Source organism: Rhizobium sp. WYCCWR 11146 (assembly GCF_013591995.1).
GTDB classification, from domain to species: Bacteria; Pseudomonadota; Alphaproteobacteria; order Rhizobiales; family Rhizobiaceae; genus Rhizobium; species Rhizobium indicum.
The window spans coordinates 419,433-431,851 of record NZ_JACCEY010000016.1 but is presented as its reverse complement, the minus strand read 5'-3'; the positions used below and the strand labels follow the sequence as shown (position 1 = coordinate 431,851).

Genomic DNA, 12,419 nt, shown 5'->3' with positions numbered 1-12,419 from the left:
AAGCCGGTGAGCACGCGCAGTGCTCACCGGCTTCAGGTAATCGGAATGGCGCGATTTAGTCGAGTGCCGCCGTGATGATGAACTCGACCTTGTATTTCGGCGCAGCGAGCTTGGCTTCGCTGGTGGCACGGGCCGGCGGATTGGCCGGATCGATCCAGCCTTCCCAGACGGCGTTCATCTCGGCGAAATCGGCGATGTCGGAAAGGTAGATGATCGTCTGAAGGATCTTCGACTTGCTGCTGCCTGATGCAGCCAGCAGACGGTCGACTTCGGCAAGCGATGACTTGCACTGATCGGTGACGCTTTCGCCCTCGCCGACCTGGCCTGCGAGATAGACCGTGTTGCCGTGAATGACGGCGCCGCTCATGCGCGCGCCGACGTCGATACGCTTAATGCTCATTCTAGTCTCCTGAGTGAATGGAAGGTGATGGCGCTGCGGCGCAGCGCCGGAAAATCGGCAGCCGGAACGGGGCCTAGCTACGAATATGGTGGGTCTTCTGGTAGATCGCCGTCGAGCGGGCGCCGGAGCGGCAATAGCCGAGCATCGGCCGCGGGAATTCGTCGAGCGCATCGACCATGCCCTGCACCGCTTCCTCGGTCACGCCCATCGGTCCGACAGGCACATGGGCGATCTCGAGGCCGAGCTCCTTGGCGCGCGCCTCGATGACGGAGAACGATGTCTGATCCGGGCTCTCATGGTCGGGGCGGTGGCAGACGATCGATTTGAACCCGAGCGCCTTGATCTCGTCGAGCTCCTCGAGCGTGATCTGGCCCGAAACCGAATATTCATCGTCGATCTGGCGAATATCCATCGTCTTGTCTCCTCAAAAATCGTGGGCTGAAGGTCTACGACGGAGGTCTGCCAGCGTCAACAACACTTCGCTCACAGGAAGGCAAAGGTCAGCGCATAGCTGCGGCTCTCGCCGGGCGCCAGCATGTTGAACTCACCGGCTGCCTCAAGCTCGTCGCGCGAGATCCACCGATGTGAAACCGGCTCGATGCCGATGATGTGGGCTGGCGCCTTCTGGTTCCGCCAGACCTGCAGATGGGGCAGCGTGTCGGCGCGGAAACGCACTCGCAGCGTCCTGCCGCCGATAGCGGCGATCGGTCCGAGGCGGACCTCCGCGAACCCCTCCTCCGTTGCCGGCGCTGCGACGCAGAAGATGCCGCCCGGCTCCTCGCCGAACGTCCAGGGGAAACCGCCATTTTCCAGCATGCGGCCTTCGAGCCGCGTGCCCTCGTCCAGCCATTTGCCGCCGGTGTTCATGTGGTACATCAGGAAGGTCGGCACCGTCCGATCGCTTGTATTGACGACCCGATCCTCGAGCCGCACCTCGCCGGTCGCCCCATCGATCCGCCACAGCCGCTCGATGCGCTGCGGCAGTCCCTCGACAGTGGTGATGTCGATATCGGCGCGGCATTCGGCATTGCCGTTCTCGAACTTCGTCCACAACACCTTTGCCACATGACCGGAGGCCGATCCGTGCAGCGGATAGACCTTGCCGTCGTCCCGGCCGGGGATCGGCTGGCGGTGGCGGATATGGTCCGGCCCGCAGGTAAAGAGGAAGCCCTCGAGCGAGTGATCGATTCGCGGGTCGCCATCATCGGGAATGGCGCGTTTCGGAGCGATGTCGACGCTTTCGACGATGCATCCGCCGATATCCAGCACCGATGTTTCGTCCAGCATCAGGCGCGGCCCGCTTGCGGCGGCAAATTCGATCATCACGGTCTCCTTGGGGAATTGTCGGCCCCTTAGAGCGCCGAGCGTCCTTTCGGACGCCCAAAGGACGCTCTAACACTTTGAATCAACGCATCATGCTTTCCGAAAAACGGAATCGATTTTCGCAAAGAAGGATGCGCTAGCGTTAGGTTTCGGGCCGCCATTCGTCAATCGGCGTCGCCCGTATCTTGCGTTTTTGCAGCAACCGTGGATTTTGCGGAACTGACACAAGGACGCAAACGTTTATGAGCAAAAGGAAATCTTAGTGATTTTCATATTTTGTTCAGCACGCTTTCATAAATTCCACACTAGCGTCAAAATTCGCAGGTGTGTGTCTGCCAGTCACTGTTCGAGGTATGATACGTGAATCGCTTTTTGAAGTCGGCATTTTGCCTCGCGGCCGTCCTGGCTGCTCTTGCGGCTACAGCGCCGGAGGCAGGCGCGCAGCAGTTCCGCGATCGCCGCCAGAGCGATATCGTGCTTGTGACGCCGAGCGGCGAAATCCTCGACTATGTTCCAGCTGGCTATATCTACGCCCGCGACCGTAGCGGCAATCGCGTGTTGATCGACGACTATGGCAACGTCGTCGCTACCGAGATGCGCGCCCGCGGCTACTATCCGCCGCGGCCCGGCGCACGCGAAGTCTATAACGACCAGTACGGCAACGACCCCTATTATTCCGACAACAATCCCGATGGCGATACACGTTATTCCGAGCGCGGCGCCGTCACCGGCGGCATTCCGCGCGATGCCGCGATTGAACGCCGGCCGCTCGGCGACCAGCCCTATCCCGAGGATAACAGCATCGGCAATCCGCAGCCCGGCGACGATTATGCCTCGATCGACCCCGACCAGCAGATCCCGCCCGCCGATCAGCCGAAGGCCGCACCTGATGAACCTGTCATCACGCTGAAGAACAAGTCGAAGCCCGAGATCGTCGCACTGCAGGTCTTCCTCGATCGCGCCGGCATCTCTCCGGGCGTCATCGACGGCCATATGGGATCGAACGTCACCAAGGGGATCTATGCCTATGACCAGATGACCGGGTCGAAGCTCGATCCCAACGACACCGATGCCATTCTGGAAGAGCTGCGTATGAACGGCGGCCTGCCCGTTGTCAGTTACACGATCACGCCGGCCGATGCCGCTGGCCCCTTCGTCGCGGAGATCCCGGAAGATTATTCGCACAAGGCGCTGTTGCCGTCGCTCGCCTATACCTCGACCACCGAGATGCTGGCCGAGCGTTTCCACATGGACGAGGCTTTTCTCAAGGAGATGAACCCCGGCGCCGATTTCACCGTTGCCGGCACCGTCATCAAGGTCGTCAATCCGGGCGAGCCGAAGAGCGGCGAAGTTGCCCGCATCATCGCCGACAAGGGTCGCAAGCAGGTCTTCGCCTATGACGGCGCCGGCAATCTCCTCGCCGCCTATCCGGCATCGATCGGCTCCTCCGACACCCCCTCTCCGTCGGGCTTGGTAAATGTCGAGCGTGTCGCCCTCAATCCCGGTTACACTTATAATCCGAAGATCAATTTCCAGCAGGGCGCCAACGACAAGATCCTCAATATCCCGCCCGGCCCGAACGGCCCCGTCGGCACCGTCTGGATGGCGCTTTCCAAGCCGACCTACGGCATCCACGGCACGCCCGAGCCCTCGAAGATCGGCCGCACTCAGAGCCACGGCTGCATCCGGCTGACCAACTGGGATGCCACCGAGCTTGCCAAGATGGTCAAGCCGGGCGTGACGGTCGAATTCGTCGACTGAAATCATTCTGACGATAACAACGACAAGGCCGCCGGATCGCTCCGGCGGGCTTGTCGTTTCAGGTGGGGGATATATTCAAGCGGCCGAGCGGACCATCGGGCTCGTCACGCGGGCGGATGCCGTCAGCCTGACCGGCAGCTTGCGCATGATTTCCTCGGCAAAACAGGTGGCGTTCTCACGCGCCTTGTCGAGGTTGCTGACGCGCGTCGGATCGATCGTGTGCAGCGTGCCGCCACAGTCGAAGATGTCGCGGAAGGCGGAGCGTTCGATGATCGCCGTATCGAGCACCGGCACATGCCGCTCGCTGAGCAGTGACTTGACGACTTGCAGCGCCCGCGTCGTCACCATCGAATTGACGCGGGTGAGCACCACCGAATGGCCGATCTTGATGCCGGCCTTCTCATCCAGATACTGCAGCAGTTCGAGCACCTGCGCACCGCCGCGCGCATCCATCGCACAGCCCTGAATGGGGATCAGCACGTGGTCGGAAAGGCCAACGGCAGTGGCAAGCAGCGGATTGCGCGCACCGGGCAGATCGACGATGAAATAGTCGGTATTGTGCTTGTTCTCGCTGATATGCACCGGCAGCGACGCAGTTGTGACGAAATCGATCACCGAAAGATTGGGCACATGACCTGATATTTCGTGCCAACGCGAAATCCAGTGCTGCGGGTCGGCGTCGAGAATGGTGACGCGATAACCTTTGCGGGCAAGCTCGGTCGCGAGCAGCAGAACAGCGGTCGTCTTGCCGGCGCCGCCCTTGGTATTTGCGAATGTGATGACAGGCATGTTCGGTCCTCGGAAGGAATGGTGCGAGCCGGAATCGCTCTTTTACGCACCGTCGGAGCATCGTGCGGTTAATTCATTCTTTCTAATCATGGTTAACAAATTCGAAAGACGCGCGGCGAAATTGCAGCCGGTATTTTTCACATCCCTAAAAATAGGGATGCTGCCCGAAACGAAAAAGGCCTGGGAAACCGCGGTTTTCCAGGCCAGTCTGTTGGTCCGCTCTTATGTCGTCAGAAGCAATCTTTGAATAGAGCCTTGGTATTTTCAAGCGTCAGTGCAACCGGGTTGCCGCCGGCGCTCGGATCTTCGATCGCCATGGCCGATAATTCGTCGATGCGGTCGGCAGCGATTCCCATCGCCGACAGCGTCTCCGGCACGCCGAGTTCGGAGCGGAGCTTCAGCACATAGTCGTAGAACCCGTCGAAACCGCCCGAAATGCCGAGATAGGCGGCGGCGCGGCCGATCTTCTCCTCGATCGCCTTGCGGTTGAAGCGCAACACCGCCGGCATCACCACCGCATTGGTCATGCCGTGATGGGTGTTGTAGACGGCGCCGATCGGGTGCGACAGCGCGTGGATGGCGCCGAGCCCCTTCTGGAAGGCGACCGCGCCCATGGCGGCGGCGGCCATCATGTTGGCGCGGGCTTCCAGATCCGTGCCTTCCCTATAGGCGCGTGGCAGGAACTCCTTGACGAGGCGCATGCCTTCGAGCGCGATGCCGGCCGACATCGGGTGATAGAAGGGCGAGGAATAAGCCTCCAGGCAATGGGCGAAGGCATCCATGCCGGTCCCGGCCGTGATGATCTTCGGCATGCCGACCGTCAGTTCCGGATCGGAAATAACGACGCCAGGCAGGAACTTCGGATGGAAAATGATCTTCTTCACATGCGTTTCGGAATTGGTGATGACGCTGGCGCGCCCGACTTCCGAACCGGTGCCTGCCGTTGTCGGCACCGCGACGATCGGGGCGATACCCTCGAGGTTCGCACGCGTCCACCAGTCGCCGATATCTTCGAAGTCCCAGACCGGCCGCGTCTGGCCGGCCATGAAGGCGACGCACTTGCCGAGATCGAGGCCGGAGCCGCCGCCGAAGGCGACGACGCCGTCATGACCGCCGTCCTTGAAAGCCCTGACGCCGGCTTCGAGGTTCTTCTCGTTCGGGTTCGGATCGACATCGGCAAAGATCGCCCGGCCGAGACCGGCATCTTCGAGAATATCGAGCGCTGTCTTGGTGATTGCCATCGAGGCAAGGCCACGGTCGGTGACGAGCAGTGGCTTCTTGATGCCGAGGCTTTTGCAGGCGTCGGCCAGTTCCGCGATGCGGCCCCGGCCGAGCTTGACCGATGTCGGATAGCTCCAGTTTGCGGTGATGTTGCTGCTCATGCTGTGACTTTCTTCAGATGGAAGGATTTCGGACGCGTCAGATTGTGGAAGCCGATGATCGACAGCGAGCCGCCGCGGCCGGTCTCCTTGACGCCGGTCCAGCAAAGCGCCGGATCGAGATAGTCTGCGCGGTTCATGAATACGGTGCCGGTTTCGATCTCGCGGCCGAGCCGCCCTGCCCGCTCGGCATCTTTGGTCCAGAGCGAGGCCGTCAGCCCGTACTGGCTGTCGTTCATCAAAGCGAGTGCCTCCTCGTCGCTCTTCACTTTCATGATGCCGACTGCCGGACCGAAAGTCTCTTCGCGCATGAAGGCCATGGAGTGGTCGACATTGACGAGGACCTGCGGTGCGAGATAGGCGCCGCCGTCATCCTGGGGGAAAAGCTTGGGATCGACAAGCGCCTTGGCGCCCTTGGAAACAGCATCGGCGATCTGCTCGCGCACCACCTTGGCGAAGCGCTTATGCGCCATCGGCCCGAGCGAGGTTTCCGGATCGAGCGGATTGCCGAGCTTGTAGTTCGATACCCAGGCAACCGATTTCTCGACGAAGGCGTCATAGAGCGATTCATGCACATAGATGCGCTCGATGCCGCAGCAGCACTGGCCGGAATTGTAAGTCGCGCCATCCATCAGCGTGTCGACGGCCGCCTCGAGATCGGCGTCCTCCATGACATAACCCGGATCCTTGCCGCCGAGTTCGAGGCCGAGGCCGGTGAAGGTGCCGGCAGCCGCCCGCTCCATCGACCGCCCGCCTTCGACCGATCCGGTGAAGTTGACGAAATTGAAGCTGCCGGCGGCAATCAGCGCCGACGTCGTTTCATGATCGAGGAAGACGTTCTGGAACACATCCTCGGGAACGCCGGCCTCGATGAAGGCCTGCACCAGCCGCTCACCGACCAGCAGCGTCTGCGAGGCATGCTTCAGCACCACGGTATTGCCGGCCATCAGCGCCGGCGCGATCGTGTTGATCGCCGTCATGTAGGGATAGTTCCATGGTGCTACGACGAAGACGACGCCATGGGCCTCGCGCTCGATGCGCCGCTCGAAACGATCGCTCTCCTCGACGACAACAGGCGCCATCGCGTCCGCCGCGATCGAGGCGACATAGTTGGAACGCTCGTTGAAACCCTTGTATTCGCCGCCATACTTGATCGGCCGGCCCATCTGCCAGGCGAGCTCTGGCACGACGACATCGGACATCTCGTTCAGCCGCGCAGCACCCTTCAGCACCAGTTGCACACGCTCTTCGAGGGGCCGTTTCGCCCAGGCTTTCTGCGCCTTGCGGGCGCGCGCCACCACATCCTTGGCGGCATCGAGAGAAAGGGCTGCGCGCTCGGCATAAACCGACCCGTCAACCGGTGAAATGCATTGGATCATTGCCATGATCTGTTCCTATCCTCGTATTCTTCAAAATTTGAGTGAGGCCGTGGCACCTCATCCGCCTGCCGGCACCTCTCCCCGCAAACGGGGCGAAGGGGATATACCGCACCGGCTTTCCCTAACATCGACGCTGCGTTTGGCACGTCCCCTCTCCCCGTTTTTACGGGGAGAGGGTTAAGGTGAGGGGCAAGCAAATCGCAAATGCCTATTAAGCTCTTTCGAAACCCCGCGCCACTTCCCAATCGGTGATGCGGCGGTCGTATTCTTCCTGCTCCCATTCGCCGGCGCGCGTATAGTGGTCGATCACGTCGTCGCCGAAGGCCTTGCGTAGCATCGCCGATTCCATCATCGCCGCCGTGGCCGCGCGCAGCGTGCGCGGGATCTCGCGAACGCCCTTGCCACCATAGGCGTCGCCAACGAAGGGGGCTTCCAGTTCGAGCTTGTTCTCGATGCCGTCAATGCCGGCGGCAAGCAGCGCGGCGAAGGCGAGATAGGGATTGAGATCGGAGCCGCCAACGCGGCACTCGATACGGATACCCTTGGTCTCTTCGCCGCACAGGCGATAGCCGGCGGTGCGGTTGTCCTTGCTCCAGATCGCCTTGGTCGGCGCAAACGTGCCGGCCATGAAGCGCTTGTAGGAGTTGATGTAGGGCGCCAGGAAATAGGTGATCTCGCTCGCATGAGCGAGAAGCCCGGCGACGTAATTATGCATCAGCGGCGACATGCCGTATTTGCCGGTATGGTCGAAGAAAAGCGGCTTTTCCTCCAGGCTCCAGAGCGACTGGTGGATATGCGAGGAACTGCCGGCAGCATTGTAATTCCACTTGGCCAGGAAGGTGATAGCCTTGCCCTTCGACCAGGCAATCTCCTTGCAGCCGTTCTTGATGATCGCGTGCCGGTCGGCCATGGCGAGCGCATCGGCGTAGCGCACGTTGATTTCCTCCTGGCCGGCCGACGCCTCACCCTTGGAGTTCTCGACCGGGATGCCGGCGCCCTGCAGCCCGGTGCGGATCGCCCGCATCACCTCTTCCTCCTTGGTGGTCTGGAAGATGTGGTAGTCCTCGTTATAGGCGCTGACGAGCTTGAGGTTGCGGTAGCCGGAAGCCTGCGCCGCCTCGTAGCTCTGGTCGAACAGGAAGAATTCGAGCTCCGAGGCCATGTAGGCCTTCATGCCCATATCTTCGAGCCGCTTCACCTGCTTCTTCAGGATCGCGCGCGGCGAGTGGGCGACCTCCTCGTGCGTATGATGATCGAGCATATCGCAAAGCACCAGCGCGGTGCCTTCCAGCCAGGGAATACGACGCAGCGTCGCAAGATCCGGCTTCATCGTGTAGTCGCCGTAGCCCTTCTCCCAACTCGTCGCCTTGTAGCCGGAGACGGTCTCCATCTCCATGTCGGTGGCGATCAGGTAGTTGCAGCTATGCGTTTCCTTCCAGGCGCTCTCGACGAAATATTCCGCTTGGAAACGCTTGCCCATCAGTCGGCCCTGCATATCCACCTGGCAGGCCAGAACCGTGTCGATGCGCCCTTCGGCAACATCCTTCCTGAGATCGTCGATTGTGTAGCTGCTGCTCATGATTGTTCCGCCTGAATTGGGATTGAGAAAATCGGGGCAACGAAATCGCATGCGCTCGGCCGGACTTTACGGCCCGATGCCTTTTCGTTGTACCGGTGATGGGGCCGCAGGATGCGGCCCCGCCATTTGAGAGGGAAGCCTCGATGCTTAGTTTTCGCCGCTTTCGCCGACGGCTGCTTCGGCGGCCGCGATCTCGGCCTGACGCTTTGCCACTTCCGCACCGATCGGCGGCCCTTTGAAGCGGCGGCTTTCGAAGCCGAACCAGACGATCGCCGTCAGCACCAGGAAACCGACGGTGATGTAGAGCGCCCATTCGTTCGGCGGCTGAATGCCGAGGATGAAGATCAGGATCATCGCGATGACGGTCAGCACGGCAAAGAGCTTGAAGACGCCTTCGCCGAGGTTCCACGGTCCCATCTTGTCCCACTTCGACGTGCCCCAGGCGAACAGGCCGAGCGTGATCGGGATCGCGAAGGAGAAGAACAGGAAGATGACCGTGCACGAGACGACGATCGTATAGACCGGCGTGTCACCAATCGTAGCGAGCGAGGAGCCCCAGACGAACAGAACCGAGAGGATCGAGCCGGTCCAGATTGCAGCCACCGGCGTGCGGTACTTTGGGCTGACTTTCGACAGGACCTTCGACGCCGGCAGACCGCCGTCACGCGAGAAGGCGAAGATCATGCGCGAGACCGAGGTAACGGTCGCAAGGCCGCACAGCCACTGGCTGACGAGGATGGCAAGATAGAGAATGTCCTTGACGATCGGGTTGACCTGGCTGTCCATCGCCCAGAAGAACACGTTCCAGCCCTGCTTTGCCGCATCATCCATATTCGGCAGCATGAGCACGAAGGCGCACAGCATGATATAGCCGAAAAGCGCCGACCAGAGCACCGAGGCAACCATGCCGCGCGGCACCGATTCGGCAGCCTTGACCGTCTCTTCCGACGTATGCGCCGAGGCATCATAGCCGGTAATGGTGTAGATCGGCAGCAGCAGGCCGAGAAGGAAGACCCAGGCACCAGAGGTGGAGGGCCAGACATTGCCGCCGACCTCGCCGGAATAGTTGGCGAAGGTGAAAAGACGGCCGATCTCATAGGAGGGCGCTGCGATGAGGCAGACGGCCGAAAGCGCGATAGCGGTCGCGAAGATGAGATAACCCGAGAAATCGGTCAGCTTCGCGGTCAGTCCGATGCCCATATGGTTCACGAGCGCCTGCGCGCCGGTGATGACCACGAGGAAGATGATGCGCACCGTCGTCGTGTCGGTCAGCCCGAGATAGCTCGTGCCGAACGAACCCATGAAGAAATAGTAGGTGCCGACATTGATGGCGCCCAACACGGTGACGAGACCGAGCAAGTTGAACCAGGCGGTCACCCAGCCGGTGAAGCGGTTTCCGAGGATCGAGCTCCAGTGATAGAGGCCGCCGGCCGTCGGATAGGCCGAGCTGATCTGCGCCATGCCGATGGCGAAGACGAGCGAGATGAAGCAGCCGACCGGCCAGCCGATGCCGATGGCCGCGCCGCCGGCACCCGAGGTCGCCTGCGCCAGCGAATTGATGCCGCCGGAGAGAATGCAGATGATGGAAAATGAGACGGCAAAGTTCGAAAACGAGCTCATGCGTCGTTCGAGTTCTTGGGCATAACCCATGGAATGCAGGATGTGCACATCCTGCTTCTTGTCCAGTTCGGTATAATCCGACATGACTTCCCCCTGTTCACGATCGGCCGCGGAATTGCGGGCCGATTCAGTGCCAATTGTCCGCGGCATTTGCGCCATGCGGACGTCCGCAGTTAGACTGCTCCCTCGGGTCTTCTTTTTATGTCAGGCGTCCAGACTTTGCTGGAGCAGCCCTTTCAGATAGTCGGCCATGACCCCTTGGCCGATATCGTCTGCGATGAGGTCATTGCGGACCTCGATCATCACATTGCGCAAGCCGTTCGAAAGCCCGTGCAGGATCAGCGTGTGAGTCACGCCGTCCTCAGGCCCGTAAGGCTCGTTGCGTTCCGTCCTGTAAAGCGGCGCCTCGGCCGCAGCCGCCAGCATAAGGTCGGCAAGCCGGCTGTCCTCATCGTGCAATATGCCGAGTTCGACGGCGCGTTCGCGGCCGTGATAGACCGGCGTAAAGCTGTGCATCGTCACGATGATGCTGTCCTGTGCCCTCGCCCGGCGATCGCGGATCAGCCCGCGAATGGCGTCGTGGAAAGGCACGTAGAGCGCATCGGTGCGCGCAAGCCGTTCTTCGGGGCTCAAATCCTTGTTGCCGGGAATGGCGTAGATCTCGCTGGTCTCCGGCATGGCGCCGGGTGAACTGGGCGGCCGGTTGCAATCGTAGACAAGCCGCGAGAACCGCTGGTAAACGAGCGTCGCGTCCAGCGCTTCCGATATGCTGCGGGCGACCGCAAGCGCGCCCGGGTCCCAGGCAATGTGACTGGAGAGCGCTTCGCTGGGCAGGCCGAGATCGCCGAAAACGGCTGGCAGCGAATTCGAAGCGTGCTCGCAGATCAGAAGCACCGGGCTCCGGCCGTGGATACGTTCGATCCCGACGCAGTCACCGTCCGCTTCACTGAGGATTTTCGGCCGGGCCAGCACCAAAGGCGCCACTCCTATCCCTTAACAAATTCTTGATGAAGAAAAGAATTCTTCAGGTTTCGACCGGTGTCAAGCATCGACTGAAAATTTCTTTTCATGACAGTGGTTGACATGGATTATGACAGCGTTGTTAACTTTGAGTGGGAAAGTGGCGCCAGACCATCCCGGGGAGCATATTAAGTGACAGTTGCGTCGAAGACGGTTTCGGACGTCATACACTCGCATTTGGGGGTGTTGACGCGTGCCGAGAAGCAGCTGGCCGAAAGCCTGCTCGATAATTATCCGGTCTCCGGGCTCGGCAGCATCACCACGATCGCCGAGAACGCCGGCGTCTCGACGCCGACCGTCGTGCGCATGGTGCAGAAGCTCGGCTTCAAGGGTTATCCGGACTTTCAGGCGCATCTGCATCAGGAAGTCGAGGCGACGATCTCGAACCCGATCGCCAAGCACGACCGCTGGGCGCAGAACGCGCCGGGCACCCATATTCTCAACCGTTTCGCCGATGCCATCATGGGCAATCTACGCCAGACGCTGACTGATCTCGACACCGCGACGTTCGACAGCGTCGCCGCGTTGCTCTCCGACCGCAAGCGCGGCCTTTATTTCGTCGGCGGCCGCATCACTGGCGCGCTTGCCGAATATTTCTTCACCCATATGCAGGTGATCCGGCCGGCAACGACGCTGCTATCGTCGAATTCCAGCAGCTGGCCGCAATATGTCCTCAACATGAATGCCGGCGACATCCTGATCATCTTCGACATCCGCCGCTATGAGCAGGAGATGGTGAGCCTTGCGACCGCCGCCCGCAAACGCGGCGCCGAAATCATCGTCTTCACCGATCAGTGGGGTTCGCCGGCCGCCAAGCTCGCCAGGCATGCCTTCCGCGTCCGGATCGAGGCGCCATCGGCTTGGGATTCCTCCGTCGTTACCCTTTTCATCGTCGAAGCGCTGATCGAGGCCGTTCAGAACTCGACCTGGGACGAGACGAAGGAGCGCATGAAGACACTGGAAGGCCTGTTCGAGCAAACCAGGCTTTTCCGTAAACCGGGTTAGGAGGACAAGACTAAAACAGAAGAAAAACAATGGCGGATTTTTCGCGGAAACAGACGGCGTTGTCGCAAATAAAACATTTGTCGCAACCCCCGTTATTCACAGCAGAATTAACGTCATCGAACTGTCACACAAGCTTCATGTAATCTCATTAACAGCATCGCCAG

Annotated in this window: 11 protein-coding genes; 2 read left to right on the top strand and 9 right to left on the bottom strand. The window is 60.7% G+C overall.

Features of this window, described 5'->3' with window-relative positions:
- Positions 1–55: 55 nt before the first annotated feature.
- The 3 genes from HX899_RS12115 to HX899_RS12105 all read right to left on the bottom strand — a co-directional run bounded on the left by HX899_RS12115 (position 56) and on the right by HX899_RS12105 (position 1,723).
- Entirely contained in the window at positions 56–400 is a 345-nt protein-coding gene (locus HX899_RS12115; protein ID WP_138330493.1) for a RidA family protein, read from the bottom strand.
- Between the two features lie 73 nt (positions 401–473).
- On the bottom strand, positions 474–812 hold the full coding sequence (locus HX899_RS12110; protein WP_138330492.1) for a TIGR01244 family sulfur transferase: 339 nt from the start codon (positions 810–812) through the stop codon (positions 474–476).
- 71 nt (positions 813–883) lie between these two features.
- Positions 884–1,723, bottom strand: coding sequence for an aldose 1-epimerase family protein (locus HX899_RS12105; RefSeq protein ID WP_171598410.1), 840 nt, complete (start codon positions 1,721–1,723; stop codon positions 884–886).
- Positions 1,724–2,083: 360 nt separating this feature from the next.
- Between HX899_RS12105 and HX899_RS12100 the strand changes: the two genes are divergently transcribed.
- Positions 2,084–3,484, top strand: a complete 1,401-nt coding sequence (locus HX899_RS12100) for a L,D-transpeptidase (protein WP_171598411.1) — start codon at positions 2,084–2,086, stop codon at positions 3,482–3,484.
- Between the two features lie 75 nt (positions 3,485–3,559).
- On the opposite strand, the gene HX899_RS12095 is transcribed toward HX899_RS12100, so the two are convergent.
- From HX899_RS12095 to HX899_RS12070, 6 genes are all read right to left on the bottom strand, one after another.
- On the bottom strand, positions 3,560–4,273 hold the full coding sequence (locus tag HX899_RS12095) for a ParA family protein (protein ID WP_138387054.1): 714 nt from the start codon (positions 4,271–4,273) through the stop codon (positions 3,560–3,562).
- Positions 4,274–4,503: 230 nt separating this feature from the next.
- Positions 4,504–5,655 carry an iron-containing alcohol dehydrogenase gene (locus HX899_RS12090; protein WP_181292560.1) on the bottom strand — a complete coding sequence of 384 codons (1,152 nt, stop codon included), beginning with the start codon at positions 5,653–5,655 and terminating at the stop codon, positions 4,504–4,506.
- A complete protein-coding gene (locus HX899_RS12085; RefSeq protein ID WP_181292559.1) occupies positions 5,652–7,037 on the bottom strand; it encodes an aldehyde dehydrogenase family protein in 1,386 nt (461 codons plus the stop codon). The genes HX899_RS12090 and HX899_RS12085 overlap by 4 nt, the downstream gene beginning before the upstream one ends.
- A 205-nt stretch (positions 7,038–7,242) precedes the next feature.
- On the bottom strand, positions 7,243–8,610 hold the full coding sequence (locus HX899_RS12080) for a glutamine synthetase family protein (protein ID WP_181292558.1): 1,368 nt from the start codon (positions 8,608–8,610) through the stop codon (positions 7,243–7,245).
- Between the two features lie 147 nt (positions 8,611–8,757).
- Positions 8,758–10,314, bottom strand: a complete 1,557-nt coding sequence (locus HX899_RS12075; RefSeq protein ID WP_026157428.1) for an amino acid permease — start codon at positions 10,312–10,314, stop codon at positions 8,758–8,760.
- A 120-nt stretch (positions 10,315–10,434) separates the two neighbouring features.
- Positions 10,435–11,205 carry an N-formylglutamate amidohydrolase gene (locus HX899_RS12070; protein ID WP_181292583.1) on the bottom strand — a complete coding sequence of 257 codons (771 nt, stop codon included), beginning with the start codon at positions 11,203–11,205 and terminating at the stop codon, positions 10,435–10,437.
- Between the two features lie 177 nt (positions 11,206–11,382).
- On the opposite strand from HX899_RS12070, the gene HX899_RS12065 reads away from it, so the two are divergent.
- Positions 11,383–12,255, top strand: coding sequence for a MurR/RpiR family transcriptional regulator (locus tag HX899_RS12065; protein ID WP_017961343.1), 873 nt, complete (start codon positions 11,383–11,385; stop codon positions 12,253–12,255).
- Positions 12,256–12,419: the final 164 nt, after the last annotated feature.

Bases quoted from the DNA above. Each gene is read 5' to 3' on its own strand.
- HX899_RS12105 (WP_171598410.1), bottom strand. From the start codon at position 1,723: ATGATCGAATTTGCCGCCGCAAGCGGGCCGCGCCTGATGCTGGACGAA.
- HX899_RS12085 (WP_181292559.1), bottom strand. From the start codon at position 7,037: ATGGCAATGATCCAATGCATTTCACCGGTTGACGGGTCGGTTTATGCC.
- HX899_RS12075 (WP_026157428.1), bottom strand. From the start codon at position 10,314: ATGTCGGATTATACCGAACTGGACAAGAAGCAGGATGTGCACATCCTG.
- HX899_RS12110 (WP_138330492.1), bottom strand. From the start codon at position 812: ATGGATATTCGCCAGATCGACGATGAATATTCGGTTTCGGGCCAGATC.
- HX899_RS12090 (WP_181292560.1), bottom strand. From the start codon at position 5,655: ATGAGCAGCAACATCACCGCAAACTGGAGCTATCCGACATCGGTCAAG.
- HX899_RS12115 (WP_138330493.1), bottom strand. From the start codon at position 400: ATGAGCATTAAGCGTATCGACGTCGGCGCGCGCATGAGCGGCGCCGTC.
- HX899_RS12095 (WP_138387054.1), bottom strand. From the start codon at position 4,273: ATGCCTGTCATCACATTCGCAAATACCAAGGGCGGCGCCGGCAAGACG.
- HX899_RS12080 (WP_181292558.1), bottom strand. From the start codon at position 8,610: ATGAGCAGCAGCTACACAATCGACGATCTCAGGAAGGATGTTGCCGAA.